The sequence below is a fragment of the Pseudomonas karstica genome (genome assembly GCF_009707515.1).
Classification (GTDB): domain Bacteria; phylum Pseudomonadota; class Gammaproteobacteria; order Pseudomonadales; family Pseudomonadaceae; genus Aquipseudomonas; species Aquipseudomonas karstica.
This window is the reverse complement of record NZ_WLYI01000010.1, coordinates 117,864-144,673: the sequence shown is the minus strand read 5'-3', so window position 1 is coordinate 144,673 and position 26,810 is coordinate 117,864. Positions and strand designations below refer to the sequence as shown.

The following is a 26,810-nucleotide window of genomic DNA, read 5'->3' as shown; positions in this document are numbered from 1 at the left end:
GCCTTGAAATCGCTGAAGGTCCTTCGGCCCTTATCGCAGCCTCGTGCCTCGACAGCGGCTACAACCGGGTTTCAGGGTTTCCAGGCCGCTGTATTGACCAGGTTCTTCGGCCGTTCCCCCGCCAGCGCCGCCAACAGGTTGTCTACCGCACAACGGGCCATTGCTTCCCGGGTTTCATGGGTGGCGGAACCGATATGTGGAGTGGCCACCACGTTGCTCAGGCCCAGCAACGGTGAGTCGTGGTTCAGGGGTTCGCGCTCGAACACGTCGAGCCCGGCCGCCCGTATGGTGCGTTGTTGCAAGGCGTCGATCAGCGCCGCTTCGTCCACCACCTTGCCTCGGGAGATATTGATGAAGATCGTCTCTGGCCCCATCAAGGCAAACTCCTTGGCGCCGATCAGACCTTGGGTTTGAGCGGTCAATGGTAGGGTCAGGCAAACGAAGTCGGCTTGTTTGAGCAAGTCCGGCAAGCTGCAGTATTGAGCACCAAAACGTTGTTCCACTAAAGGCTTGGGCGAATGGCTGTGGTAGATCACCGGCATGTTAAAACCAAAGTGCCCACGTTGGGCCAGGGCTTCGCCGATGCGGCCCATGCCAATGATGCCCAGGGTTTTGCCATGCACGTCACTGCCAAAATGCAGTGGGCCGATGTTCTGGTTCCAGTTACCGGCACGGACCATGTTTGCCAGTTCCACCACCCGCCGGGCGGTGGCCAGGATCAGGGCGAAGCCTGTATCGGCGGTGGTTTCGGTGAGTACGTCAGGGGTATTGCTAAGCAGTATCCCGCGCTCGGTCAGGTAGTTGATGTCGTAGTTGTCGACGCCCACCGAGACACTGGCTACCGCCTCCAGTTGTGGTGCCAGGTCCAGCAGTTTGGCATCCAGGCGCAGGCTGGCACCGAGCAGGCCATGGGCAGTGGGCAGGGCATCGCGCAATTGGGCCAGACCGCCAGCGTCGAGGCTTTCAATCAACGTAACCGCGGCGGCTTCCTGCAAGCGGGCCATTAACGGGGCCGAGAGTGTTTTATAGAGCACGACAGATTTTTTCATGAGGCTTTTACCTTCAGTTCAAGAGCGCGCAAAGGCGTTTGTTCACGGTCGCTGGCGCCGGGCTTGAGGGCAATCGTCAACACCACCGAGACCAACAGTGCGCCACTCATCAGCAAATAGGACGCGCCGGGGGAGCCAGTGCTGCTATTGAGGTAGCCCACCAGGTACGAACCGCAGAACGAGCCCAGTGCACCCATGCTGTTGATCAAGGCCATGGCGCCGCCCGCGACGTTGGCTGGCAGAATCTCCGGGACGATGGCGAAAAACGGCCCGTAGGGTGCATACATGCAGGCGCCGGCGACCACCAGCAAGGTGTAAGACCACCAGAAATGTTCGGCCCCCAAGGCGTAGGACCCATAAAACGCGATCGAGGCGATCAACAGCGGCGGCCAGACAAAGCGTTTACGCTTTTGCAGCTTGTCCGAACCCCAGGACACCACGAGCATGCCGATCACCGCTGCCAGGTAAGGCAGTGCCGACAGCCAGCCGGCTTCGACCATGTCCATCTGCAAGCCGGACTTGAGGATCGACGGCAGCCACAGCACAAAGCCGTAAACGCCGATGCTCCAGCAAAAAAATTGCAGGGCCAGGAGGATCACCTTGGGCGAGCGGAAGGCTTCGGCGTAATTCTTGACTGCCTTGATGCCGATTTGCTCATCGGCCAGGGCTTTTTCCAGGTCGTGCTTGTGTTGTGGGCTCAGCCACTTGGCGTCGGCCGGGCGCTCGTCCGCCAGGCGCCACCAGATAAAGGCCCAGAGCACCGCGGGTAAGCCTTCGATGATAAACATCCAGCGCCAGCTGTAATGTTGCACCAGATAGCCCGATACCACCGACATCCACAACATGGTCACCGGGTTGCCGAGAATCAGGAAGGTGTTGGCGCGGGAGCGTTCGGCGCGGGTGAACCAGTGGCACAGGTACACCAGCATCGCCGGCATGACAGCGGCTTCCACCACGCCGAGCATGAAGCGAATGCCGATCAGCATGTAGGCGTTGGAGACGATACCGGTCAAGGTCGCCAGGCTACCCCACAGGATCAGGCTGACAAAAATCAGCTTCTTCACGCTGCGCTTCTGGGCGTAAATCGCCCCCGGTACCTGGAAGAAAAAGTAACCGAGGAAGAATAGGGCGCCGAGCAATGACGACATGCCCGGTGTGATCATCAGGTCTTCGGCCATGCCAGATGCAGCGGCAAAGCCATAGTTGGCGCGGTCCAGGTACGCCAGGCTGTAGGTGATAAACACAATCGGCATGATGTACCACCAACGGCGGGTGGCGAGTTTCAGGGTTTCCATGGTGTGCTCCTGAGCTTGTTGTAGTTGTGGCAACAGGTAACGGGTTAGTGCAGGTCTGTGTAGCCGCTGCCGCAGGCGGTGATCGCCTGGGCTTGGGGGCGTTGAAGGCCTTTGGCAGTGCCGTGGGTATGTAGTTGGGCTCTGGTGGGCAAGCCTTCCATATCGCCACGGCTTTGCACGGCGCGACTGCCGATCCAGTTGGCGCGCTGCACGGCTTGGGCAATGTCCAGGTTTTCCAGCAGTGCACTGATCATGCCCACGGCAAAGCCATCGCCGGCGCCCACGGTGTCCACCACCTTGGCCACCGGTACGGCAGCGACAAAACCCTGGTCCAGGGGTGTGCGGTAGTAAGCGCCATGGGCCCCGAGCTTGATGACGACGGCTTCCACACCTTGATCCAGATAGAACGCGGCGATGTCTGCCGGGTCGTCGAAACCAGTCAGCAAACGGCCTTCGCTCAACCCCGGCAACACCCAATCGGCCAGGCAGGCAAGAGCGTTGATTTCGCTGATCATGTGTTGTTCGTTGTCCCATAGCGACGGGCGCAGGTTAGGGTCAAAGGACACGCTATGGCCGGTCGAACGCATTTGCGTCATCAATTGCCGGGACAGCTCGCGTGTGGCGTCGGACAACGCCGCAGGAATACCGGTGGCGTGCAGGTGACGGGCCTGCAGCAACTCGGGGCAGATGGCGGTCACGGACAGATGGCTGGCCGCCGAGCCGCGTCGAAAATATTCCACTTGCGGGTCGGCGCCGGTTTCTTCCCGGGACTTGAGTTGAAACCCTGTAGGGTGCAACGGGTCAACCGCCACATGGCTGCAGTCCAGGCCTTCGTGGCGCAGCGTATCCAGGACAAAACGCCCCAGCGAGTCCTCACCCACCCGGCTGAGCCAGGCGACGTTGAACCCCAGCCGCGACAGGCCGATGGCGACGTTGCTGTCAGCACCTGCGATGCGTTTGTGAAACTTGCCCACGCTGGCCAAGTCACCGGTCTGCTCGGCGACGAACATCGCCATGGTTTCGCCAAACGACAGGATATCGATCTCAGGCATGAGCATTCTCCACGCGAGGCTGGCCGAGGAGGGTGAGGGCGGCGACTTGCTGTGTGGTGACCTGCACCAGGTCGTCGCCTTGCAGCGGAAATTCCACGGCCCGACTAATACCTTGAGTCATGTGCCGCAACAGTTGTTCCCACAGATGCAGGTCCGAGGCGTTCGGTGCCAACGCCACCAGCTTGCCGTCGGCACGGCGGGCCACCGCCTTGCAGTGCAGATAATCGACATGCCGGCCCAGCAGGCGCGCGGCGGTGCTGGCGGACTGGTCTTGCCATTGCCAGTTACCGATATCGAAGGTCATTTTTACAGGGACGGCGAGTCGCTCGACTTCGCTGAAAAATCGCTGCATCGGCTCGATACGGCCACCGTGCAGGGTCTGGTCGTTTTCCACCAGCAGGCGTACGCAATGACGGTTGAGCAGGGCGGACAAGCTGTGCAGGTCGTTGGTGTCGGTAAAGTACCCAAGGGAGACTTTCAGCCAGCGGGCGCCAAAAGACTGGGCGCGGTCAAGGGTGGCAGCCAGCTCGGGGTTGGGTTGTGCGCGTCCGGCCACCCACAGCTCCAAGGGCGAGGAAAATACGCACTCCAGGCCCCGGTCTGTCGCGGCTTGCGCCAGTTCAGCGGGTTGTTCGTGGGTCAGTAACTCTTCACGCCATTCGATCCGCTGCGCGCCGGCCGCAGCCAGCACCTGGACAAAACTCAACTGGCCACGCTGGCGGACAAGGTCGGCACCGTAGCTGGAAAGGCTGATGGAAACGGGGTATTTGTGCATTGTAGGTTACCTCTGAAACCGGTTTCATTTTTTGTTATCAATCGAGCGGTACCACTATGGCGATGCCACTCAGGTAGGGGAGGTCGACCCTCGGACAATCAATTGCGCAAGGAAGTCGAGCGTGCGAGGCGACTCGGTGTCACCCCGTAAACGCTTGAGCAAACACTCAAATGCCTGGGTGCCGATGGCTTCGGTGGGTTGGGCGAGGGCGGTAATGCCGCTGCCCACCAAGGGGTACCAGTCCAGGTCATCCACAGCGATCAGGCCGATGTCTTCAAAGAGCGTAAGGCCCAGTTCCCGCAGTGCCTTGGTGCAGGCCAGGGCGGCGACGCCGTTGGCGCAGAACAGCGCTTTGGCACGGGCCGGCGTTTTTCGCACAAAGGCGTGTAGAGGGGCATTCAGATGACCGTCGATTTCCAGCACCGTGCCTGTCAGCGTTGGGCGTCGGGCGATCTCGGACTTGAAACTCTCCAGCCGTTCCACCCGTGAACTGGTGCCATCGGGTGCTTCGCTGACCAGCAGGATATCCCGATAGCCTTGTTGTTCAAGGTGATCAAGTGCCATGCGCACCGTCGCCGGGTTATCCAGCCCTACCAAATCACTGTGCAACGGCTCGATTTTGCGGTCCACCAGCACCAAGGGCATTTCCCGCTGCAGTTCCAGCAGTTGGTCGAGGTGATGGCCGAGGGTGTTCACGATCAGGCCTTCGACGTTGTAGGCGCGCAATGCCGCCAGGTGCAGGCGCTCTTGCTCGTCATCGCGGTCGGTGTTGCACACCACCAGGCTGTAGCCGTGCTGGCGGCAGGCGGTTTCCACGCCGTGCATCACGGCAATTGAATAGGGGTTGCGGATATCGGCCACCAGCATGCCGATCAGGCGGGTTCGGCCACGCTTCAGGCCACGGGCCATCTGGTTGGGACGATAGCCCAGTTCGTCAATGGCCTGCTCGATGCGCAGGGCAATGGCATCGGAAAGAAGTGCGCGGTCTTCGCCAATAAAGCGCGAGACACTGGCTTTGGAAACCCCGGCGCGTTCGGCGACGTCAAGCATCGTCACACGGCTACGCTGGGCGGCAGAAAAACTGTTCACGGTCGTCGACCTTCTTATTGGAATGGTGGCAACGCCATTGCGGGTCGGCAATGACTGAAACCGGTTTCAGGAAACACTAAACTAAGAAAGTCGTCAACAATTTGTAGGATGAAGACCGATGGCCGGCGCGTAGCGTCAGACCAGCACGCTCAACCAGGTTGACCCCAACAGCAGCAACGCCATGCCCTGATTGAAGCGTTTCATCGCTTTGGGCGAGCGCAGCACACGGGCCGAGCCGATGCCCAGCAACGCCCAGGTTCCCAGGCAAGGCATGGATATCAGAAAAAACACCAACGATAGATAAACGACATGGGCCTGGCGCTCGTCGCCGTTCCCGGCGAAAACGCTGATCACGGCCAGCGCCATCATCCAGGTCTTGGGGTTGACCAATTGCAGGCCCGCGGCGCCGATCAGGCCCAGGGGTTTTTGCTCTGTGCCAGGGCCTATTGCATAGGGCTTGGCGCTGAAAATCTGCCAGGCCAGATAGCTTAGCCAGATGATGCCGGCCCACTGCATGGCGGCCTGTACCTTCGTAAACTGCATTAACGATTGGCCAATGCCGCAACCCACCAGCAACACAATCGCCGCCGCGCCAGCACAAGCCCCCAGAATGATCGGCAAGGCGGCTTTGAATCCGTAACGGGCGCTGTTGCTCAGGACCAGAATATTAGTCGGCCCAGGGGTGATGGAGGCCACGAAGGCAAACAACAGAAACGGCAACAAGGTGGGGAAGGTGGACAGCATCGCAGAAAGGCTCCAAGGCACAGATCAATGGCCTCGATCTTTTCAGGCCAGGGGCTGGCTGTCTGGAACATTTGAGCAGCGCTTGCGGTAGGCCGCCGGCGTCAGGCCATAAGCCCGCACGAACCAGCGACCCAGGTGACTTTGATCGGAGAAACCCAGGGCAGTCGCAACGTCGGCGGGTACCTCGCCCTTGGCCAGCAGATGCCTGGCGCGTGCCAGGCGCAGTTGCACCAGATAGGCATGCGGTGGCAGGCCGAAGGCGCTTTTGAAGGCGCGCGTCAGGCGAAAACGGTCGACGCCACAAGCGAATGCCAGCTCATCCAGGCCAATGTCCTGATGCAGGTGGGCATGCAGATACTCCCGGGCTTTGTGAGCCGCCCATGGAAGGCGAGGGTCCTCGTGGTAGCGCTTGCGCCACTGCAACTGGCCGGTCAGGCGCTCCAGCAACTGATCCAGGGCACTTTGCCGGACGATGCGCAACTCGCCCGTGTGCAAGCTTTGAAAGGCCTGGCTGGTGGCCTGGGCCAGTTGTGGATCATCGGTCAGGGTTTGGGTGAAGCTCAATTGGCTGTTGGTGGGTGCTTGCTCAAACACGGCGGTGATTTCCCGCTGCAACCACGCAGGATCAAGGTACAGCATGCGGTAGGTGAATCCGTCTTCGTGGGGGGCGTCGCCGTCATGGATCTCCCCTGGCTCCAGCAGGAATACTTGCCCCGGCGTGCTGTGGTGGCGGGAGCGGCGGCAATTGAATTGCTGTACGCCTTGCTCGGTGACGCCCACCAGAAAACTGTCGTGCCAGTGAGGATCATAGGCGTGGCCTTCGAAATGGGCGCGCAGGGTCTCGATGCCGGTATCGGCGTCCTGGGCCAGATCGATCCAGTTGTGGCCAGCCATAAAAATACCCGTGTGCGAACAAGCCTGGTAGTTAGCCTTGCCGTGGTGAGTCACGTCTAGAAGTTTTGTGCAGCCTCAACCGAACAAGCCGGCGGCGATATTGATCGAAAACCCCAGGATCGCCGTATTGAACAGAAAACCGATCAATGATTGCCCCAGCACCACCTTGCGCAGGCTGCGGGTGGCAACACCCACGTCGGAGGTTTGCACCGCCACGCCAATGGTGAACGAAAAATACAGGAAGTCCCAGTAGTCGGGATTGATCGGGCCTTCGGCAAAGCGCAGCGCCGGTTCCTTGCCGCTCCAGGTGTAATAAAGCCGTGCGTAGTGCACGCTGAAAATCACCCCGATCAACAGCCATGAACCGATCACCGTCAGGCCGGTGAAGCCGTAATGCAACAGGCGTACGGAGGTTTCCAGGTCCTTGCTGCCCACCAGCTCAAAGGTAATGGTCGCCAGGCTCGCGATGGCCGCGATGCACACTATGAACAGCACCAGGCCGGCGTTCTCATCCTCGACTTCGGCGATGCGTTTCACATCGTCCGCCTTGGACCTGATTGTCAACCACAGCATCAGCACCAGATAGGTCCAGACGCCGGCGTTCCAGCCGAAGAGGATTTTGCTGATGATTGAGTCGGCCGGAGCCAGGATGCCAACTGCCAGGCCGAAGGCTGCGGCGATGGAGAGGCGAGGGTGGGTGCGGGCGAGAAAGGCCATGGCGGCTCACACAGCTGATATTTGTGAGCACCATAGCTTATTTATGTAGAAACGAGGGGTCCTGGTGCTTGCTCGCTCCTACAATAGGCCATCAGTCGCTTTTGTGGCGTTTGCGCACCAGTTTCATCACCACCACAAAGAACACCGGCACAAACACCACTGCCAGGGTCGCGGTAATCATCCCGCCAATCACCCCGGTACCGATGGCTTGCTGGCTCGCTGAACTGGCACCGGTGGCGATAGCCAATGGCACCACGCCGAGGATGAAGGCCAGGGACGTCATGATGATCGGCCGCAGACGCAGGCGCGCAGCCTTCAAGGTGGCCTCGAACAGGTCTTCGCCCTGGTCATACAGGTCCTTGGCAAACTCGATGATCAGGATCGCGTTTTTTGCCGACAGGCCGATGATGGTGATCAGTCCGACCTTGAAGAACACGTCGTTGGGCATGCCGCGCAAGGTCACCGCCAGCACGGCACCCAACACACCTAAAGGCACCACCAGCAACACCGAGGTCGGAATCGACCAGCTCTCATACAGCGCCGCCAGGCACAGGAATACGATCAGCAACGACAGCCCCAGCAACAGCGGGGCCTGGGCGCCAGACAAACGTTCCTGCAGCGACAACCCAGTCCATTCCTGGCCCAGGCCGGCCGGCAACTGGCTGACCAGGCGCTGGATTTCCTCCATCGCTTCGCCGGTACTGTGGCCAGGAGCGGCTTCGCCGGAAATGGCGATGGCCGGGTAGCCGTTGTAGCGGGTCAACTGCGCCGGGCCCTGAATCCAGCGGGCCTCGACGAAGGCCGACAGCGGCACCATCTTGCCGGCGTTGTTACGCACATTGATGTTCATCAGGTCCGCCACCTGGCTGCGCTGATCGCCTTCGGCCTGCACCACCACCCGCTGCATGCGGCCCTGGTTGGGGAAGTCGTTGACATAGGCCGAACCCACGGCCGACGACAGCACGTTGCCGATGTCGGCAAAGGAAATGCCCAAGGCATTGGCTTGCTTGCGGTCCACGTCCAACTGCACTTGCGGCGCCTCGGCCAGGGCGCTTTCACGCACGCTGGCAAGGACCGGGCTTTTCTCGGCAGCGGCCAGCAGTTCGGTACGGGCCGCCATCAGCGCCGTATGGCCGACGCCACCACGGTCCTGCAAGCGGAACTCGAAACCACTGGAGGTACCGAGGCCATCCACCGGCGGCGGCAGGATTGCATAGGCAATCGCGTCCTTGAGCTCGGTAAAGGCCATGTTCGCTCGATCGGCGATAGCCGCGGCGGAGTCCTGGCTGCTGCGTTGGGACCAATCCTTGAGGGTGGTAAAGGCCAACGCCGCGTTCTGTCCGGAGCCGGAGAAGCTGAAGCCCATGATCATGGTGGTATCGCCCACACCCGGCTCCGTGGCGTTGTGCGCCTCGATCTGCTCGGCTACCTGCACCGTACGATTCTTGCTGGCGCCTGGCGGCAGTTGGATATCAGTGATGGTGTAGCCCTGGTCTTCCACTGGCAGGAACGAGGAGGGCAGGCGACTGAACAGCAGCCCCAGGCCCACCAGCAGCACCAGGTAGATCAGCAGGTAGCGGCCGCTGCGTTTGATGGCATAGGCCACCCAGCCTTCGTAACGGGTGGTCAATTGCGCAAAACGTTTGTTGAACCAGCCGAAAAAACCGCCTTTTTCATGGTGCTCGCCCTTGGCAATCGGCTTGAGCAAGGTTGCGCATAACGCCGGGGTCAATGTCAGGGCGAGGAAGGCCGAGAACAGGATCGAGGTGGCCATTGACAGCGAGAACTGCTGATAGATGACACCCACCGAACCCGGCATGAAGGCCATCGGCAGGAACACCGCCACCAGCACCAGGGTAATCCCGACAATCGCTCCGGTAATCTGGCCCATGGCCTTGCGTGTCGCGTCCTTGGGCGACAGGCCTTCGGTGGCCATGATCCGCTCGACGTTCTCCACCACCACAATGGCGTCGTCCACCAGGATGCCGATGGCTAGCACCATGCCGAACATGGTCAGCACGTTGATCGAGAACCCCAGCAACAGCATGGTGGCAAAGGTGCCCATCAAGGCAACCGGCACCACCAGTGTCGGGATCAGGGTGTAGCGGATGTTCTGCAGGAACAGGAACATCACCGCGAACACCAGCAGCATCGCCTCACCCAGGGTGTACACCACCTTGGTGATCGAGACCTTGACGAACGGCGAGGTATCGTAAGGAATCTTGTACTCGACGTTTGCCGGGAAGTAGTGGGACAGCTCGTCCATCTTCGCCCGCACCAGGGTCGCGGTGTTCAGGGCATTGGCCCCCGGCGACAGCTGCACGCTGACTGCGGTGGACGGTTTGCCGTTCAGGCGGGTGGAGAACTGGTATTCCTGGCTGCCGATTTCCACCCGCGCCACATCACCAATACGCACGGTGGAGCCGTCCGGGTTGGCCTTGAGCACAATGTCGGCAAACTCCGCTGGCGTCGACAGCTGGCCCTTGACCAGAACCGAGGCGGTGATTTCCTGGGTCGAAGTGCCCGGCAAGTCTCCAATGCTGCCCGCCGAGACCTGAGCGTTCTGCGCGGTAATTGCGGCATTTACGTCGGCGGGCGTCAGGTTGAAACCGATCAGCTTCTGCGGGTCGATCCAGATCCGCATCGCCCGCTCGGCACCATATAGCTGTGCCTTGCCGACGCCGTCCAGACGCTTGATTTCGTTCATCACGTTGCGCGCCAGGTAATCGCTGAGTGCAACGTCATCGAGCTTGCCATCGCTGGAGGTCAGGGTGATCAGCAGCAGGAAGCCGGCGGAGACTTTCTCCACCTGCAAGCCTTGCTGGGTCACTGCCTGTGGCAGGCGCGGTTCGACGGCCTTGAGGCGGTTCTGCACGTCGACCTGGGCCATTTCCGGGTTAGTGCCCGGTTGGAACGTCGCGGTGATGGTGGCCGAACCAAGGCTGCTCTGGGATTCGAAATACAGCAGGTGGTCGGCGCCGTTGAGCTCCTGTTCGATCAGGCTGACCACGCTTTCGTCCAGGGTCTGCGCCGAGGCGCCCGGGTACGCCGCGTAGATTTCCACTTTCGGCGGCGCCACGTTGGGGTACTGCGCTACCGGCAACTGCGGGATGGCGAGGGCGCCGGCGAGCAATATAAACAAGGCAACCACCCAGGCAAAAATCGGGCGATCAATAAAGAACTGCGGCATTGTTGGCTATCCCTTTCGTTACTGGCCAGGCGCCTGGGCGGTTGGCTCGGGGCTGTCGTCGACCTGGACTTTCTCGCCAGGACGAGCGTGTTGCAGGCCTTCCACGACAATGCGATCACCCGGCTTGAGCCCGCTGGTGACGATCCAGCGATCATTGATCACCGACCCCAACTCCACCGGATGCTGGCTGACGGTCTGCTCGGCATCCAGCAGCAGCACCATGGGAACGCCGGCGCTGTCGCGGGTGATGGCCCGTTGCGGCACGCTGATGCCTTGCAGGTCTACGGCCTGTTCCAGGCGCACACGAATGAAGCTGCCCGGTAGCAGGTCGAGGTCCGGGTTGGGGAACTCGCTGCGCAGGATAATCTGGCCGGTGCCTGGGTCGACGCTGATTTCGGAGAACAGTAACTTGCCCGGCAACGGGTAGAGGCTGCCGTCATCCTGGATCAGCGTGGCCTTGGCCTGGTCCTGGCCGATTTGTTTCAAGTGCCCGGCCCGGAACGCCCGGCGCAGGTCATTGAGCTCGCGGGTAGATTGGGTCAGGTCAGCATGGATTGGGTCCAGTTGCTGGATGACTGCCAGCGGCGTGGCTTCATTCTGGCCTACCAGGGCGCCTTCGGTGACCAATGCCCGGCCAATGCGCCCGGAAATCGGTGCGGTAACCGTGGCGTAGCCCAGGTTCAGCCTGGCCCGTTGCACGGCAGCCTGATTGACGGCCACTTCAGCGGCGGTTTGCCGGGCGGCGGCGCGGGCATTGTCATAGTCCTGGGCGCTGATGGCATTGCCTTCCACCAACTGGCTGTAGCGCTGCTCCTGCAAGCGGGCCTGGAAGGCATTGGCCTCGGCCTTGCGCAGATTGGCCTGGGCGCTGTCCAGGTCGGCCTTGAACGGTGCCGGATCAATCCGGAACAACACATCACCCTGTTTGACGTCATGCCCTTCCTTGAAGACCCGTTGCAGCACCACGCCGGCCACCCGAGCCCGCACTTCGGCAATGCGCGGCGCTGCAATACGGCCGCTCAGTTCGTTGCTGATGGACAGGGGCTTGGCTTCGAGGGTTTCGGTGCGTACTTTGGCCAGTGGCATTTCGGGGGCGCCACTGGAAGATTTGTCACACCCGCCCAATGCCAGTGCCAGGGCTAACAGACAAAACGGCGCAAACAGATTCTTCGACATGCTTATATCCCACTATTGACTGGCGCATCCTACGGGCGCCCCCGCCACAGTGCTGTGAAGCTCTGTAGGGTGTGTGTGAAGAAGTGTAAGGTGCGAGCGCGCTCGGGCACGCGGGCGTATATCCTTCACGGCTGGCGAAACTATCACAACCGTTTGTGTTGGATTCGAAACTGTAATTTCTGGAAACACCCATGCCCAACATCCTCCTGGTGGAAGACGACGCCGCACTCTGCGAACTGATTTCCAGCTACCTGGAACGCAATGGCTACCATGTCAGCGTTCTGAGTCGCGGTGATCACGTGCGCGAACGAGCCCGGCTCAACCCACCGGACCTGGTGATCCTCGACCTGATGCTGCCGGGCCTCGACGGCTTGCAGGTCTGCCGGTTGTTGCGCGCCGATTCAGCGAGCTTGCCGATCTTGATGCTCACCGCTCGCGATGACAGCCATGACCAGGTGCTGGGCCTGGAAATGGGCGCCGACGACTACGTGACTAAACCCTGTGAGCCCCGGGTTTTGCTGGCCCGCGTGCGCACTCTGCTGCGCCGCAGCAGCCTCGCCGAACCCCAGGTGGCCAACGACCAGATCCTCATGGGCAACCTGTGCATCGACTTGTCGGAGCGCTCCGTGACCTGGCGCGAGCAGCCAGTGGAACTGTCCAGCGGCGAATATAACCTGTTGGTGGTGCTGGCCCGGCATGCCGGTGAGGTGCTCAGTCGCGACCAGATCCTGCAACGCCTGCGAGGAATTGAGTTCAACGGTACCGACCGCTCGGTTGACGTGGCGATCTCCAAGCTGCGGCGCAAGTTTGACGACCATGCCGGTGAAGCGCGCAAGATCAAGACCGTGTGGGGCAAGGGTTATCTGTTCAGCCGTTCCGAGTGGGAATGCTGAGTCATGTTCAGAGTCCTGCTGCGTCTCTACCTGATTACCATCGTCACCTACAGTGCGGCGATTTACCTGATTCCAAAGGTGGTGATTCAGGTCTTTGAGCGCCGTTACATGAACTACAACGTCGAGCAGTCCCGAGGGTTGCAGAGCCTGATCGTCAAGGAGTACCGCCGGGTGCCGATGGCGCAGTGGACCAACGTCACGGCGCACCTGGAGGCTGATTTTGCCCCGCTGAAGATCCAATTGCTGCGCATCCAGGACGCCAGTTACACCGCCGAGGAACAGCGTCTGTTGGCTCAGGATCAGCCGGTGATTCGCCTGGGCGAATGGGGCTGGATGGATGACGTCAGTTCGGCGCTGGATGATCAGTTGGCAGTCAAGCTGTCGGTCCCGCCGGACCCGCTGGACATGAACCTGTTGTACTGGAGCATGAATGTACTGATTGGCGCGGCATTGCTCGGCTGCCTGTTGTTCTGGCTGCGCCCCCACTGGCGCGACCTGGAGCGGCTCAAGAATACGGCGGAGCAACTGGGCCAGGGCAACCTTGCCGAACGCACGCGGATCCCCGCCAGCTCCAATATTGGTAGCCTGGCCGCCGTGTTCGACACCATGGCTAACGATATCGAGCACCTGCTCAACCAGCAGCGTGACTTGCTCAATGCGGTCTCCCACGAATTGCGCACCCCCTTGACTCGGCTGGACTTCGGCCTGGCCCTGGCGCTCTCCGATGATCTGCCCGCCGCCAGCCGCGAACGCCTGCAGGGCCTGGTGGCGCACATTCGCGAACTGGATGAGCTGGTCCTGGAATTGCTTTCCTACAGTCGGCTGCAAAACCCGGCCCAACTGCCGGAGCAGGTGGAGGTGATGCTGGACGAGTTTATCGATAGCATCCTGGGTAGCGTCGACGACGAGCTGGAAAACCCGGAGATTGTCATTGATGTGGCGTTGGACTGTACTGTGGAGCGCTTCACCCTCGACCCACGGCTGACCGCCCGGGCCTTGCAAAACCTGTTGCGTAACGCCATGCGTTATTGCGAGCGGCGTATTCAGGTAGGGGTCAAGGTGTGTCCCAAGGGCTGTGAAGTCTGGGTCGATGATGATGGGATCGGCATCCCCGAAGATCAACGTGAGCGGGTCTTTGAGCCGTTTTATCGCCTGGACCGCAGCCGTGACCGGGCTACCGGAGGGTTTGGCTTGGGGCTGGCAATCAGCCGGCGGGCGCTGGAGGCGCAGGGTGGGACGTTGACAGCCCAGGCATCGCCCTTGGGCGGCGCGCGGTTTCGGTTGTGGTTGCCCACTCAGGCCCTGTAGCCGCTGGCGCAGCCTGCGATCGGCTGCGCAGCAGTCGTTTGGGCCTTGAAATTGCTGAAGGTCCTGCGGCCCTTATCGCAGCCTCGTACCTCGGCAGCGGCTACAAGGGACCGTCGATCACCGATCATTTGTAGCCGCTGGCGCAGCCTGCGATCGGCTGCGCAGCAGTCGTTTGGGTCTTGAAATTGCTGAAGGTCCTGCGGCCCTTATCGCAGCCTCGTACCTCGACAGCGGCTACAAGGAACCGTCGATCACCGATCATTTGTAGCCGCTGGCGCAGCCTGCGATCGGCTGCGCAGCAGTCGCCTGGGCCTTGAAATTGCTGAAGGTCCTTCGGCCCTTATCGCAGCCTCGTGCCTCGGCAGCGGCTACAAGGGACCGTCGATCACCGATCATTTGTAGCCGCTGGCGCAGCCTGCGATCGGCTGCGCAGCAGTCGTTTGGGTCTTGAGATTGCTGAAGGTCCTGCGGCCCTTATCGCAGCCTCGTACCTCGACAGCGGCTACAAGGAACCGTCGATCACCGATCATTTGTAGCCGCTGGCGCAGCCTGCGATCGGCTGCGCAGCAGTCGCCAGGGCCTTGAAATTGCTGAAGGTCCTTCGGCCCTTATCGCAGCCTCGTACCTCGGCAGCGGCTACAAGGGACCGTCGATCACCGATCACCTGTAGCCGCTGGCGCAGCCTGCGATCGGCTGCGCAGCAGTCGTTTGGGCCTTGAAATTGCTGAAGGTCCTTCGGCCCTTATCGCAGCCTCGTACCTCGACAGCGGCTACAAGGAACCGTCGATCACCGATCATTTGTAGCCGCTGGCGCAGCCTGCGATCGGCTGCGCAGCAGTCGCCTGGGCCTTGAAATTGCTGAAGGTCCTTCGGCCCTTATCGCAGCCTCGTACCTCGGCAGCGGCTACAAGGGACCGTCGATCACCGATCACCTGTAGCCGCTGGCGCAGCCTGCGATCGGCTACGCAGCAGTCGTTTGGGGCCTGAAGTCGTTGAAGGCTCCTCTAGAACACCACACCTTGGCTGCGCAGGTAATCGTCATAGGTGCCGCTGAAGTCGATCACGCCACTTGGGCTCAGCTCGATGATGCGGGTGGCCAGGGACGATACGAACTCACGGTCGTGGCTGACGAAGATCAGTGTGCCCGGGTAGTTTTCCAACGCCAGGTTCAGGGCTTCGATGGACTCCATGTCCAAGTGGTTGGTTGGTTCGTCCATGATCAGTACGTTGGGCTTTTGCAGGATCAATTTGCCGAACAGCATGCGGCCTTGCTCGCCACCGGAGATGACCTTGACCGACTTGAGGATTTCGTCGTTGGAGAACAGCATCCGGCCCAGGGTGCCGCGAACCACTTGCTCGCCTTCCTTGGTCCAGCGGCCCATCCAGTCGAACAGGTTGGATTCGTCTTCGAAATCCGAGGCATGGTCCTGGGCGTAGTAGCCCAACTCGGCCGCGTCGGTCCACTTGACGGTACCGGCGTCCGGGGATAGTTCGTTGACCAGGGTGCGCAGCAGGGTAGTCTTGCCGATGCCGTTCGGGCCAATGATTGCCACGCGCTCGCCAGCTTCAACCTGGAAGCTGAAGTCCTTGAACAGCGTCTTGCCGTCAAAGCCCTTGGCCATGCGATCGACGATGACCGCCTGGCGGTGCAGCTTCTTGGTCTGGTCAAAGCGGATGAACGGACTGACGCGGCTCGACGGTTTGACTTCGGCCAGTTGGATCTTGTCGATCGCCTTGGCGCGGGAAGTGGCCTGCTTGGCTTTCGAGGCGTTGGCCGAGAAGCGGCTGACGAAGGACTGCAGCTCGGAGATCTGCGCTTTCTTCTTGGCATTGTCCGACAGCAACTGCTCGCGGGACTGGGTCGCCACGGTCATGTATTCGTCGTAGTTGCCTGGAAACAGGCGCAATTCGCCGTAGTCCAGGTCGGCCATGTGGGTGCAGACGCTGTTCAGGAAGTGACGGTCGTGAGAGATGATGATCATCAGGCTCGAACGTTGGGTCAGGATGTTTTCCAGCCAGCGGATGGTGTTGATGTCCAGGTGGTTGGTTGGCTCGTCGAGCAGCAACACTTCCGGATCGGAAAACAGTGCCTGGGCCAACAGCACTCGCAACTTCCAGCCAGGGGACACTTCGCTCATCGGGCCGTTGTGCTGCTCGATGCCGATACCCAGGCCCAGCAGCAACTCGCCGGCACGGGATTCGGCGGTGTAGCCGTCCATCTCGGCGAAATCGGTTTCCAGTTCGGCGACGGCCATGCCATCGGCTTCGGTCATTTCTGGCAGCGAGTAGATGCGATCACGCTCGGCCTTGACCTTCCACAGCTCTTCGTGGCCCATGATCACGGTGTCGATCACGGTGAATTCTTCATAGGCAAACTGGTCCTGGCGCAGCTTACCCAAGCGCACGTTTGGCTCCAGCATGACCTGGCCACCCGACGGCTCCAGGTCGCCACCGAGGATTTTCATGAAGGTCGACTTGCCGCAACCGTTGGCACCGATCAGGCCATACCGGTTGCCAGCGCCGAACTTGACCGAGACATTCTCAAAGAGTGGCTTGGCGCCGAACTGCATGGTGATGTTAGCTGTGGAGATCAATTACTTTACCTATCAATGGGTTGCGAGCAACGCTGAGGGCGACTGGGCCATTTCTGGACCTAGGCCTGCGGGCATGCGTCGACAGCGACATCAAGGCGCGAAACCCTGTCGCTGAACAGAAAATTGGGGTGTATGTTGGAATTTGGCGCGCATTGTCGCATATGTGAGGCGCGAGTTGTATGGTGGGGAAGCCCTGTGCGATCAAGTGTCCGGTGCGAGGCTCACTTTACGCAGGAAGGTGCGCATGGTTTGCCCGGGCGCGGTGCTGAATCGAGTGGGCCTTGGCATGCCTTCGTCGGCGGCAATAAAGATGAAGTGATCGCCTTGCAGGCGGTAGCTTGCCGGCATCAGCGCCGATTGCATCTACCCAGACAATCGTTTTGGGCGTGGTCGTTGCGTCCAAGGTAAAACTGCCTTCCAGTAACACTTCTCCAGTGACGGTCACCACCTGGAATCGATCGCCGCTGATGGTGGTCACGGCGCCGGGTGCGCTGTGCTCATCGGCGGGGTTGAGGACGCCACTGTCCTCTAGAGCGGTTTGCTCCCAGGTTCCCTGCAGCACCAGTCGGTCATGTTGGTTGGCTACGGTTGACATACTCATTCCTTTTCAAAGAAGGCCGCTTCGTTCGCACCTGGTCCCGACTGGCTGGAAGGGTTTTGTGCGATTTATCCCATTTTGAACGCTTTTCCGAGCTTTTTCTCTTTGCGGGTAGGTATTTAACGTACCTTTGACATGCTGTAGGGCGAATGGATGGTCGATATTCAACTACGCTGGTGCAGTCTGTAAGGATATTTTCGTAACTAAAGCGAAAATTTTCTGTAATGCATGGGATTTTTCTTATGACTGCGAGGTCTGATGCCCATTAATGGAACTCGTATGTACGATGCTCAGGGCGTTATCCCTGCTTTTTCAATCGTTTACTCAAGTTGACGGCGCTTTTTTCAGACGTTGAGCGTCAACTTTTCAGGATGCAATGATTTTGAATAAAACTCCCCAGCTCCGGTCTCAAGTTGTATCAGACGAAATTGACCTGTTTGAATTGTTTCACTCCATCTGGCGACAAAAAAAGCTGATTGTGGGTTGCACCGTTCTTGTGGGTCTTTTAGGGGGAGGCTACGCATTCCTGGCGCCAAAGGAATATCAGGTCAGCAGCGTGTTGCGTCCGGCGGCGATCAACGAGCTGGATGCGCTAAACCGCTCCGAAGTCTATGAGTTGCCACCGGCGGATGCGCTGGCCAAAGTAGGCTCTGCACTGGATTCTTATGAAACCCGCCTGGGTTTTTTCAAGGCAAATGAAGCGCTGTTCCAGGCGTTTCAGAGACCGGGGCAAACCCTTGAGCAGAGCTTTGAAGAGTTCAATCGCAACTCCATCAAATTGATACTGCCCGACCCAAAAAAGACAGATTCGCTGAGCAGTTATATCCGGCTTGAGCTGCAGTATCCCAAGGACATCGATGGCGTAGCGATTCTCAACGGTTTCGTAAATTACGCGGTTGCTTCGGAACGCAACCAGATTGGGGCCGACCTTAAGGTGATCGTCAATAACCGTCTCAATGAACTCAAAGGCAAGATCAACGCCGCCCGTGCCAACTACGACACCAATAAAGAGTCGAAAATCGCCAAGTTGCTCGAAGGCGACAAACTCAAGCGCGCACAGTTGGAAGACGAACTGGGTGCGTTGCGCCTGCAAATGAAGATGGAGCGTACCAATCGATTAGCGGAACTGGCTGAGGCGAGCTCCATTGCCAAATCCATGGGCATAAAAGCCCCTACCACGCCATCCTCCATGGCTGACTCTTCGCGCAGTGGCTCCAGTCAGGTCATGCGCACCGAGGTCAACAATCAGGACATTCCGCTGTACTTCATGGGGACTGAAGCGCTGGAAGCCGAGCGCACAGCCTTGCAGAAGCGTACCAGTGATGACTTTACCAACCCGCGTGTTGCTGAAATCGGTAAAGAGCTGCAGCTTCTGGTAACCAACCGCGAAGTTGAGGTGCTGAAAAAACGCGGCAATGAAGACATTTTCCTGAAGGATGTTGAACCGTTGCGGGCCGAAGTGGCGCGGCTGCATGGCTTGAATATCAATATGAGTGAGCTGAAGCTGGTGACAATTGATCGTCGTGCCCAGGAACCCCTGAGCCCGATCAAGCCGAAAAAGGCACTGGTTATCGCCTTGAGCCTGATTATTGGATTGATCCTGGGGGTCATGGCAGCGCTGACTCGCCATTTCATCCTGGCCCGTCGCGAAACCGCACCTTATTCATCATTGGAAGGCAATGCTGTTTCACGCGAGCGTAAGGATGACGAGCCTCGGGTTTAAGTCGAGCGGGTGGGCGAGGGGAGCCGTTCACCTCGCTGTTAACCTTGCATAGCACAAAGATTGGACAGCTTTTCACAATTCTTAGTTAACCTTTGGTTACAACTGTGGCTAAAATAACAGCCAATGGCCACGACCGGACTATCACCGAGCCGTTCAGTTGCCAGTTTGTGAATTGTGATTTCAGGTGCTGCTTATTCAAGCCTCGGTCGTCAGGGGCTTGCAGGAGCAGCCTGTTCTCTTCTGACGTGTGACGAATTCTCTTGAAACTCATTATTGTAGCTCTCTACGTTGTCTCCATTGCGTATGTACACCTGCGTGGTCGGGTGCGACATAAGCTGGGCCGCCAGCTAAGTGACCACTCCAGCTTCCTGGCGCCGGTGAATTGCTTTCTCTACCTGTTCTCCAAATTGCCCAGTCGTCCCTACCTTTCCCCCAGTGACTTCCCGGACCTGAGCCCGCTGCAAGAGCATTGGGAAGATATCCGCGAGGAAGGCCGGAAACTGATGCAGGCCGGGGAGATCAAGCGTTCGGACGAATACAATGATGTAGGTTTCAACTCGTTCTTCAAATCGGGGTGGAAACGTTTTTATCTGAAGTGGTACGGCGACAGTCATCCTTCAGCCATGAAACTGTGTCCGCGTACCACTGAGTTGTTGCAAAGCATCGGCTCGGTCAAGGCGGCGATGTTTGCCGAGTTGCCTGCGGGCTCCAAGCTGGTGCGCCATCGTGATCCATACGCCGGCTCCTACCGTTACCACCTGGGGCTGGACACCCCTAACGATCCGGGTTGCTACATCAGCGTGGATGGCGAGAGTTACCACTGGCGCGACGGCGAGCCGGTGATGTTCGACGAGACATACATCCACTACGCGGAAAACACCACCCAGCACAATCGCATCATTTTGTTCTGCGATATCGAGCGCCCGATGAAGTATCGCTGGGCAGCCGCCTTCAACCGCTGGTTCAGCCGCAACGTAATGGCCGCCGCTGGCTCTCCCAATGATGTCGGCGACAGAACCGGAGGCTTGAATCGCGCCTTTACCCACTTGTATAAGATTCGTCTGCGGGGAAAAGCGCTGAAAAAGCGCAATCGTAAGCTTTACTACCTGGAAAAGTGGGGGATCTTTGCTGGATTGGCGGCGATCTTCCTGCTGATCTGAGAGCGCACCAGGGAGCGGCCTAGCCTGGCGGGTTCGCTCCCAGCTTCTTCCACATCTTCTTGCTGATCGTCTGCCGGTTGGTATAACCCGCCCACGGGTCTTGCTTCAAGCCCTGCAAACGGTCCAGCAAATTATCGACAGTCCACTGCTGGGCACTGCGCAAGGTTTTCAACTCCTCTCGATCGATGGGCACCGATACGGGCAGCCCCGGTCTTGCCCGCACCGAGTAGGTTGCCACTGTACTGGCGCCGCGGGCATTGCGCAGGTAATCGATAAAGATCTTCCCCATACGGTTTTTCGGGCCTGAGGTTGCGGTGAAGCGTTCCGGCAATTGTCGCGTCATGAACTGGGCGATGGCCTTGGCGAAGGCTTTTACGGTTTCCCAGTCATTTTTGCGGGCTAATGGCACGATCAGGTGCAAACCCTTGCCGCCGCTGGTTTTGACAAACGCCTCCAGCCCTAACTCATCAAGCACCGACAAGGTCAGTTGTGCGGCTTCCAGCATCGCTTTCCAGGGCAATGCAGGATCGGGGTCGAGATCGAGTACGAACAGGTCGGGGGTTTCGATCTTGTCCGTCGTGGCGCCCCAGGTGTGCAATTCGACGGTGCCCATCTGCACGGCACCGATCAGCGCTGCCAGGCGGTCGATTTCCATCAACCGCGCATGGCCTGGGTCCAGGGCCTGATCCAATTGCTTGATCTTGGGAATGGCCAGGTGCTCGGAATGTTTCTGGAAGAACTGCTCACCCGCAATGCCTTCCGGAGCCCTGAGCAAGGACACCGGGCGGTTGCGCAAGAACGGCATGATCCACTGGCTGATGCCTTCATAGAACTGCGCCAGTTGTAGTTTTTGCGTCCCGCTCTGCGGGTCGATCACTCGGTCGGGGTGAGTGATTTTGACGCCAACCAGTGTGCTATCGGCTGCTGTGGTTTTTACCGGCGATTTTTTCAGCGATTTTGCCGTGCGCGGCTGCTCGTGAATGATCTGCTCTACCGGTTTGTCTGTACGCAACCCGGCAAATGCAGCTTGGCGCACTACACCTTCGCGGGTCCATTCGTAAAACTGCACTTGCGCAACCAGTCGTGGCTCAACCCAATGAGCCCCGCGAGCTTGAGCGTTGGTCAGGGGCTTTTCCAGTGGCGATGCGTCGCGTTCCAGAGGCTTCAATTTCTCGCGGATGTTTTTCAGCGAGGCTTGATTGAAACCAGTGCCCACGCGCCCGGCATACACCAGGCCGCACTCATCATTGACTGCCAGTAACAACGCGCCGAACCCGCTGCGCGAGCCTTGGGGGCGGGTGTAGCCGACAATCACGAACTCCTGTTGCAACCGACACTTGAGTTTGATCCAGTCGGTACTGCGGGTTGATCTATACGGGCTCCCGGCCCGCTTGCCGATCACGCCTTCCAGGGCCAGGTCGCAGGCGCTTTCGAAGATATCGCGTTGGCTGGCGGCAAAGGCTTCGGAGAAGCGCAGCAATTTGCTTTTACGGCGTTCCAGCACCTCTTTGAGGGCTGCACGTCGCTTCTCCACGGGCTCTTCGCGCAGATCGCGGCCTTCCAGAAATGGTGCGTCAAACAGGTAATAAACAATGTCCAGGCTGCGTCCGATATCAAAAGCGTTTTGCAGCGCCTGGAAGTCCGGCAGACCCTCGGCGTTCAGGCTGACCACCTCGCCATCGAGCCAACTGTCCTTGAGCTTCAGCGCCTGCAGGGCCTTTGTCTGGCGCGGTAGGCGATCGGTCCAGTCATGGCCGTTGCGGGTAAACAGGCGTACCTCGCCGTCGCGGATGCGGGCCAGGATGCGGTAGCCGTCGAATTTTATTTCGTACACCCAATCGCCTGCTGGCGCGCGGTCTACCAGAGTTGCCAATTGAGGGGTGAATTGATCGGGCAGAACGGCTGAGGGTTTGCGGCTGGTTTTCCTGGGGCGGGCGGCCGTTTTCGGGCTGCCTACGGTTTCGCCGCTCAGGACGCTTTTCGGCTCGGCCTGGACGATATCGTAGTCGGTAACGGGGCGGGCCTGTTGATCGTTTTCCTTGATCAACAGCCACTGCTCCTTGTCGCCGCTGCCTTTGAGGCGGGTACGCACCAGCGTCCAGTCGCCGGACAGCTTTTCACCAATCAAGGTGAATTTCAGTTTGCCTGCCGCATAGGCTTTGCGTGGCTCGTCGTGGGGTTGCCAGACACCGCGATCCCAGACGATCACGTCGCCGGCGCCGTATTGCCCGGCGGGTATTTTGCCTTCGAAACTGCCGTAGCTCAGGGGGTGGTCTTCAACGTGGACGGCCAGGCGTTTCTGGCTTGGATCCAGGCTCGGTCCCTTGGGCACCGCCCAGCTTTTGAGCACCCCATCCAGCTCCAGGCGAAAATCGTAATGCAGGTTGCGTGCGTCGTGTTTTTGAATCACGAACGCGGGGGCCCGAGCGTGGCGCTTGCCACGGGCCGAAGAACCGGAAGGTTCGGCAGTCACCTCGAAGTCACGCTTGCGGTTGTATTCACTCAGCGGCTTGGTCATGGCGATTTACCTCGTGTTGAGGGCTCAGGAGGCCTTGACGGTCTTTTTGGCGGCGGGACTTTTCGTTGAGTTTTTGCGCGCAGGCTTGCCGGCCAGGCTGCGTTTGAGCAGTTCCGTGAGGTCAATGACATCGGCCGATTTACGTTCGTCGCGGCCTTGGTCCGACTCAACGTCTTCGATCTTGCCGGCCTTGGCCTTTTTCTCCACCAGCGCCATGATCTTGTCCTGGAAGCTGTCGCGGTACTTCTCGGGTTGCCAGTCGGCGCTCATGTCTTGCACCAAGCGTTTGGCCATATCCAACTCACCCTTGGCCAGTGTCGGTTTGGTTACATCGCTGCCCAATTCCAGCTCATCCAGGCTGCGCACTTCGGCTGGCCAGCGCAGCATCACCAGGACCAGGGCCGAGTCCAATGGCATCAAGGCTGCCAAGTGTTGTTTGGTGTGCAGCACCACATTGGCCAACGCCACCTTTTGGGTTTTCTTCAGGGTTTCGCGCAGCAGTGCGTAGACTTTGCCGCCGCGTTTGTCGGGCGCGAGGAAGTAGGGCGTATCGATGTTTTGCAAGGGAATCTGATCGCTGGCCACGAAGGCGATGATTTCGATGGTCTGGGTGGACTTGGGGTGAGCCGAGCGGATTTCGTCTTCGCTGAGCACTACGTAGCGACCTTTCTCGTAGGCTACGCCCTTGACGATGTGGTCCTTGGTGACTTCCTTGCCGGTGCTCTTATTGATGCGCTTGTAGCCCACCGGGTCCATGCTGCGTTTGTCCAGCCAGTCGAAATCGACGCCTTGGGAAGACGTTGCCGAAACCAGCGACACCGGGATGTGGACCAAGCCGAAACTGATTGCGCCTTTCCAGATAGCCCGTGGCATGTCTGTCGTCCTCAAGAGTGTGGTCTTCAGGTGACACGAAGGCTTTGGCAAAAGTTTCCATTGTCGGCTAGCTGGTGCCGGTGCCTCAGACAGATCGTGTTACACCTGATCGGAAACTATTTAGTTACCAAAGGCGAACCCCTGGCGTAGCGTGTTATCGAAAGAGATATCACTCGCCACACAGAGGCTTTGTCATGAACACCTGTATGCGCAATCTTGCAGTGCTGGCGTTGGGTCTGGCACTTACTTCGTGGGTGCAGGCGCAAAACCTGCCCGGCAACAACAATCCCTATAACAGCCCTATTCATCGGGCCAATCCCAACAGCATGCAGGGCACCCAACCCAATACGCCAAACGCTCGTGGCCCTCAAATCGCCCCGGTACCCCGCCCGCCGACCCTGGAAAATGGCGGGATCGGTAACCGTTACCCGCAGCGTGATGCATCACCGACGCCGCCTGCGATTCAACCGCAAGCCCCCACCCGCGACGCCAATGGTAATCGCCAGCCTTGAGGGCTGCGGCGATTGAGTGCGTGATGAGAACAAGGAAATCCACGGTATGTTTTTACGCAAAACCCTTCTAGCGACCTTCTGCGCCAGCGTATTGCTGCCCCTGGCGATGCCTGTTTCTGCTGGCGATGCTCAACAGTTCCCCAGTGAACAAGGCAGTGTGACCGTCACCCCGATTGTCGAAGGCCTGGATCATCCCTGGGCGCTGGCTTTTCTGCCGGACAAGCAAGGTTTCCTGGTCACTGAGCGGCCTGGCAACCTGCGGTTTGTCAGCCCCGAGGGCAAACTGTCGAGCCCGTTGAGCGGCGTGCCGCAAGTCTGGGCCAAGGGGCAGGGTGGTTTGCTGGATGTGGTGCTCTCGCCGGACTTCAAGCAGGACCGGCTGGTCTACCTGTCTTACGCCGAAGGGGGCGGCAAGGGGGGCACTGCCGGCACCGCCGTGGGGCGAGGGCGCTTGACCGATGACTTGAGTGGCTTGAAGGACTTCCAGGTAATCCTGCGCCAGGAGCCCAAGCTCTCCACCAGTAATCACTTTGGTTCGCGGTTGGTGTTTGACCGTGATGGTTATCTGTTTGTGACCCTTGGGGAAAACAACGACCGCCCGACTGCCCAGGACCTGGACAAACTGCAAGGCAAGGTCGTACGAATCTTTCCGGATGGCCGCGTGCCGCAAGACAACCCCTTTGTTGGCCAGGAGGGCGCCCGGCCCGAGATTTGGTCCTATGGCCAGCGCAACCCCCAAGGTGCGGCGCTGAACCCGTGGAGCGGCACGCTGTGGGAAAACGAACACGGTCCTCGGGGCGGTGATGAGGTCAACATCATTGAGCGAGGGAAAAACTATGGCTGGCCGTTGGCGACCCATGGCATCAATTATTCCCTGACCCCGATTCCCGAGGCCAAGGGTAAGACTGCAGAAGGAACCGTACAACCTCACCATGTCTGGGAGAAATCACCGGGTATCAGCGGCATGGCGTTCTACGATGCCGACCGCTTCAAGGCCTGGCAGCACAACCTGTTTATCGGGGCACTGGTTAGCCAGGAGCTGATCCGCCTGCAGTTCGACGGGGACAAGGTGATCCACGAAGAGCGCCTGCTAGGCGAGTTGAAGGCGCGAATTCGCGATGTGCGACAGGGGCCGGATGGATTTCTGTACGTGTTGACGGATGAGGACAATGGCGTGTTGTATCGGGTTGGCTTGAGTCAGGAGTAGCCGCTGTAGCGTGTAGCCGCTGGCGCAGCCTGCGATCGGCTGCGCAGCAGTCGCCTGGGTTTTGAAATTGTTGAAGGTCCTTCGGCCCTTATCGCAGCCTCGTGCCTCGTCAGCGGCTACAGGGATCGAGCTGATCACTGATCATTTGTAGCCGCTGGCGCAGCCTGCGATCGGCTGCGCAGCAGTCGCCTGGGTTTTGGAATTGTTGAAGGTCCTGCGGCGCTTATTGCAACCTCGGGCCTATAGTCCCAATTCAGAAAGTCCCGGGTGATCATCTGGCCGCCGCCCCAGCGGCCAGTGGAACTTGCGCTCGCTTTTCTTGATCGGCATGTCGTTGATGCAGGCGTAGCGATTGGACATCAGGCCGTCCTGGTCAAACTCCCAGTTTTCATTGCCGTAGGAGCGGAACCAATTGCCGGAATCGTCGTGCCATTCGTAGGCATAACGCACGGCAATACGGTTGTCGGTAAAGGCCCACAACTCCTTGATCAGCCGATAATCCAACTCCTTGGCCCACTTGCGAGTCAGGAACCCTTTGGCTTCTTCACGGTTATTGGCGAATTCCGCGCGATTGCGCCATTTCGTATTCAGGGTGTAGGCCAGGGATACCCGCTGCGGGTCCCGGGAATTCCAGCCGTCTTCGGCCAGACGAATCTTTTCAAGGGCCGACTCACGGGTAAACGGTGGCAGAGGAGGGCGTACTTCAGCGTTGGATGACATAGAACAACTCCTGAACAACTCAGATGGACGCTGCACGAGGTCGCGGGTTCAACATTCCAATAACATTCGCGCCATGCATTGCGCATTATCGGCAGACGTTGAATCGCCCATGACCAGGGCAACAGTAATAGCACCATCGATCAGGATCAGCAGTTGCGCGGCCTGTTGGTCCGGGTCGGGGGTGCCATGTGCTTGACACAGTTCGCGGACGTACTCGAACAGTTTCTGTTTATGGGCCTTGGCCAGCAGGCGCACCGGGTCTTGCGGGTTGCCGGTCTCACCGCTGGTATTGATGAATGCGCAGCCACGAAAGTCGCTGGAACCGAACCAGGCCTTGAGTGCACTGAATAGCGCCAACAGGCGCTCGCCGGTGGTTTCGCTGCGCTCCACTTCATGGCGTAGCCACTGCAGCCAGCGTTCATCGCGGCGCTGCAGGGCGGCAAGCACCAACTCGTCCTTGTTGGCGAAGTAACGGTAAACACTCTTTCTGGAGACGCCCGCCGTTTTCACCAGCAGATCCATGCCAGTGGCGGCGATGCCACTTTTGTAGATCAGCTTTTCGGTAACATCCAGGATGATGTCGCGGGTTTCATTGCTTGTCATATCGTTCATGACGCATACAGTAGAACGATCGTTCTTCTTGGTCAATGTGCTATTGCTTTCCAGCAACAAGACCTGAGAGCATCCATGGTGTAAGCTCTCGGACTCTTCGGATTAGACCCA

Annotated in this window: 21 protein-coding genes and 1 pseudogene; 6 read left to right on the top strand and 16 right to left on the bottom strand. The window is 59.3% G+C overall.

Going from position 1 to position 26,810, the window contains the following annotated elements; translation table 11 throughout:
* Window positions 1-71: 71 nt before the first annotated feature.
* The 10 genes from GIR22_RS09670 to GIR22_RS09625 all read right to left on the bottom strand — a co-directional run bounded on the left by GIR22_RS09670 (window position 72) and on the right by GIR22_RS09625 (window position 11,981).
* A complete protein-coding gene (locus GIR22_RS09670) occupies window positions 72-1,049 on the bottom strand; it encodes a 2-hydroxyacid dehydrogenase (RefSeq protein WP_154743113.1) in 978 nt (325 codons plus the stop codon).
* A complete protein-coding gene (locus tag GIR22_RS09665; protein WP_154743112.1) occupies window positions 1,046-2,344 on the bottom strand; it encodes an MFS transporter in 1,299 nt (432 codons plus the stop codon). Before GIR22_RS09665 ends, GIR22_RS09670 begins: the two co-directional genes overlap by 4 nt.
* A 44-nt stretch (window positions 2,345-2,388) precedes the next feature.
* Window positions 2,389-3,396, bottom strand: a complete 1,008-nt coding sequence (locus GIR22_RS09660) for a sugar kinase (protein WP_246208158.1) — start codon at window positions 3,394-3,396, stop codon at window positions 2,389-2,391.
* Window positions 3,389-4,171 (bottom strand): sugar phosphate isomerase/epimerase family protein, encoded by a 783-nt coding sequence (locus tag GIR22_RS09655; RefSeq protein ID WP_154743111.1) that lies wholly within the window; start codon window positions 4,169-4,171, stop codon window positions 3,389-3,391. Before GIR22_RS09655 ends, GIR22_RS09660 begins: the two co-directional genes overlap by 8 nt.
* A gap of 69 nt (window positions 4,172-4,240) precedes the next feature.
* Window positions 4,241-5,260: a substrate-binding domain-containing protein gene (locus tag GIR22_RS09650; RefSeq protein WP_178122173.1), complete on the bottom strand. Its 1,020-nt coding sequence runs from the start codon at window positions 5,258-5,260 to the stop codon at window positions 4,241-4,243.
* Between the two features lie 135 nt (window positions 5,261-5,395).
* The gene (locus GIR22_RS09645) at window positions 5,396-6,004 is read right to left on the bottom strand and encodes a LysE family translocator (protein WP_154743110.1); all 609 of its coding nucleotides are present in this window, start codon (window positions 6,002-6,004) and stop codon (window positions 5,396-5,398) included.
* A 42-nt stretch (window positions 6,005-6,046) separates the two neighbouring features.
* Entirely contained in the window at window positions 6,047-6,898 is an 852-nt protein-coding gene (locus tag GIR22_RS09640; RefSeq protein ID WP_154743109.1) for an AraC family transcriptional regulator, read from the bottom strand.
* Between the two features lie 75 nt (window positions 6,899-6,973).
* Complete coding sequence (locus GIR22_RS09635; RefSeq protein WP_154743108.1) at window positions 6,974-7,615, bottom strand: DUF1345 domain-containing protein; 642 nt, start codon at window positions 7,613-7,615, stop codon at window positions 6,974-6,976.
* A gap of 91 nt (window positions 7,616-7,706) precedes the next feature.
* Window positions 7,707-10,805, bottom strand: a complete 3,099-nt coding sequence (locus GIR22_RS09630) for an efflux RND transporter permease subunit (protein WP_154743107.1) — start codon at window positions 10,803-10,805, stop codon at window positions 7,707-7,709.
* 18 nt (window positions 10,806-10,823) lie between these two features.
* The gene (locus GIR22_RS09625) at window positions 10,824-11,981 is read right to left on the bottom strand and encodes an efflux RND transporter periplasmic adaptor subunit (RefSeq protein ID WP_154743106.1); all 1,158 of its coding nucleotides are present in this window, start codon (window positions 11,979-11,981) and stop codon (window positions 10,824-10,826) included.
* Between the two features lie 191 nt (window positions 11,982-12,172).
* On the opposite strand from GIR22_RS09625, the gene GIR22_RS09620 reads away from it, so the two are divergent.
* Window positions 12,173-12,874 carry a response regulator transcription factor gene (locus tag GIR22_RS09620; RefSeq protein ID WP_154743105.1) on the top strand — a complete coding sequence of 234 codons (702 nt, stop codon included), beginning with the start codon at window positions 12,173-12,175 and terminating at the stop codon, window positions 12,872-12,874.
* A gap of 3 nt (window positions 12,875-12,877) precedes the next feature.
* Window positions 12,878-14,182, top strand: coding sequence for an ATP-binding protein (locus GIR22_RS09615; protein ID WP_154743104.1), 1,305 nt, complete (start codon window positions 12,878-12,880; stop codon window positions 14,180-14,182).
* A gap of 1,004 nt (window positions 14,183-15,186) precedes the next feature.
* Here the strand turns inward: GIR22_RS09615 and GIR22_RS09610 are convergent.
* Together GIR22_RS09610 and GIR22_RS09605 are read right to left on the bottom strand one after the other, a co-directional pair.
* The gene (locus tag GIR22_RS09610) at window positions 15,187-16,776 is read right to left on the bottom strand and encodes an ABC-F family ATPase (protein ID WP_154743103.1); all 1,590 of its coding nucleotides are present in this window, start codon (window positions 16,774-16,776) and stop codon (window positions 15,187-15,189) included.
* Window positions 16,777-16,977: 201 nt separating this feature from the next.
* A pseudogene (locus GIR22_RS09605) lies at window positions 16,978-17,371 on the bottom strand (TIGR03067 domain-containing protein).
* Window positions 17,372-17,756: 385 nt separating this feature from the next.
* Between GIR22_RS09605 and GIR22_RS09600 the strand changes: the two are divergent.
* Window positions 17,757-19,097: an LPS O-antigen chain length determinant protein WzzB gene (locus GIR22_RS09600; protein ID WP_246208156.1), complete on the top strand. Its 1,341-nt coding sequence runs from the start codon at window positions 17,757-17,759 to the stop codon at window positions 19,095-19,097.
* 260 nt (window positions 19,098-19,357) lie between these two features.
* Entirely contained in the window at window positions 19,358-20,257 is a 900-nt protein-coding gene (gene lpxO / locus GIR22_RS09595) for a lipid A hydroxylase LpxO (protein WP_154743101.1), read from the top strand.
* 19 nt (window positions 20,258-20,276) lie between these two features.
* Here lpxO and ligD read toward each other — a convergent pair whose 3' ends face one another.
* Entirely contained in the window at window positions 20,277-22,775 is a 2,499-nt protein-coding gene (gene ligD, locus GIR22_RS09590; protein WP_154743100.1) for a DNA ligase D, read from the bottom strand.
* A gap of 24 nt (window positions 22,776-22,799) precedes the next feature.
* The gene (gene ku / locus GIR22_RS09585) at window positions 22,800-23,648 is read right to left on the bottom strand and encodes a non-homologous end joining protein Ku (protein ID WP_154743099.1); all 849 of its coding nucleotides are present in this window, start codon (window positions 23,646-23,648) and stop codon (window positions 22,800-22,802) included.
* Window positions 23,649-23,842: 194 nt separating this feature from the next.
* On the opposite strand from ku, the gene GIR22_RS09580 reads away from it, so the two are divergent.
* Window positions 23,843-24,160 carry a hypothetical protein gene (locus GIR22_RS09580; protein ID WP_154743098.1) on the top strand — a complete coding sequence of 106 codons (318 nt, stop codon included), beginning with the start codon at window positions 23,843-23,845 and terminating at the stop codon, window positions 24,158-24,160.
* Between the two features lie 46 nt (window positions 24,161-24,206).
* On the top strand, window positions 24,207-25,367 hold the full coding sequence (locus tag GIR22_RS09575) for a PQQ-dependent sugar dehydrogenase (protein WP_154743097.1): 1,161 nt from the start codon (window positions 24,207-24,209) through the stop codon (window positions 25,365-25,367).
* A 240-nt stretch (window positions 25,368-25,607) separates the two neighbouring features.
* Here the strand turns inward: GIR22_RS09575 and GIR22_RS09570 are convergent, their stop codons facing one another.
* Both GIR22_RS09570 and GIR22_RS09565 read right to left on the bottom strand, forming a co-directional pair.
* Window positions 25,608-26,087, bottom strand: a complete 480-nt coding sequence (locus tag GIR22_RS09570; RefSeq protein ID WP_154743096.1) for a nuclear transport factor 2 family protein — start codon at window positions 26,085-26,087, stop codon at window positions 25,608-25,610.
* A gap of 48 nt (window positions 26,088-26,135) precedes the next feature.
* Complete coding sequence (locus tag GIR22_RS09565) at window positions 26,136-26,699, bottom strand: TetR/AcrR family transcriptional regulator (protein WP_154743095.1); 564 nt, start codon at window positions 26,697-26,699, stop codon at window positions 26,136-26,138.
* Window positions 26,700-26,810: the final 111 nt, after the last annotated feature.

Excerpts from the sequence above, each read along its gene's own strand:
- GIR22_RS09670 (WP_154743113.1), bottom strand. The coding sequence starts at position 1,049 with ATGAAAAAATCTGTCGTGCTCTATAAAACACTCTCGGCCCCGTTAATG.
- GIR22_RS09665 (WP_154743112.1), bottom strand. The coding sequence starts at position 2,344 with ATGGAAACCCTGAAACTCGCCACCCGCCGTTGGTGGTACATCATGCCG.
- GIR22_RS09660 (WP_246208158.1), bottom strand. The coding sequence starts at position 3,396 with ATGCCTGAGATCGATATCCTGTCGTTTGGCGAAACCATGGCGATGTTC.
- GIR22_RS09655 (WP_154743111.1), bottom strand. The coding sequence starts at position 4,171 with ATGCACAAATACCCCGTTTCCATCAGCCTTTCCAGCTACGGTGCCGAC.
- GIR22_RS09645 (WP_154743110.1), bottom strand. The coding sequence starts at position 6,004 with ATGCTGTCCACCTTCCCCACCTTGTTGCCGTTTCTGTTGTTTGCCTTC.
- GIR22_RS09640 (WP_154743109.1), bottom strand. The coding sequence starts at position 6,898 with ATGGCTGGCCACAACTGGATCGATCTGGCCCAGGACGCCGATACCGGC.
- GIR22_RS09635 (WP_154743108.1), bottom strand. The coding sequence starts at position 7,615 with ATGGCCTTTCTCGCCCGCACCCACCCTCGCCTCTCCATCGCCGCAGCC.
- GIR22_RS09630 (WP_154743107.1), bottom strand. The coding sequence starts at position 10,805 with ATGCCGCAGTTCTTTATTGATCGCCCGATTTTTGCCTGGGTGGTTGCC.
- GIR22_RS09625 (WP_154743106.1), bottom strand. The coding sequence starts at position 11,981 with ATGTCGAAGAATCTGTTTGCGCCGTTTTGTCTGTTAGCCCTGGCACTG.
- GIR22_RS09620 (WP_154743105.1), top strand. The coding sequence starts at position 12,173 with ATGCCCAACATCCTCCTGGTGGAAGACGACGCCGCACTCTGCGAACTG.
- GIR22_RS09615 (WP_154743104.1), top strand. The coding sequence starts at position 12,878 with ATGTTCAGAGTCCTGCTGCGTCTCTACCTGATTACCATCGTCACCTAC.
- ligD (WP_154743100.1), bottom strand. The coding sequence starts at position 22,775 with ATGACCAAGCCGCTGAGTGAATACAACCGCAAGCGTGACTTCGAGGTG.
- ku (WP_154743099.1), bottom strand. The coding sequence starts at position 23,648 with ATGCCACGGGCTATCTGGAAAGGCGCAATCAGTTTCGGCTTGGTCCAC.
- GIR22_RS09580 (WP_154743098.1), top strand. The coding sequence starts at position 23,843 with ATGAACACCTGTATGCGCAATCTTGCAGTGCTGGCGTTGGGTCTGGCA.
- GIR22_RS09575 (WP_154743097.1), top strand. The coding sequence starts at position 24,207 with ATGTTTTTACGCAAAACCCTTCTAGCGACCTTCTGCGCCAGCGTATTG.
- GIR22_RS09570 (WP_154743096.1), bottom strand. The coding sequence starts at position 26,087 with ATGTCATCCAACGCTGAAGTACGCCCTCCTCTGCCACCGTTTACCCGT.
- GIR22_RS09565 (WP_154743095.1), bottom strand. The coding sequence starts at position 26,699 with ATGAACGATATGACAAGCAATGAAACCCGCGACATCATCCTGGATGTT.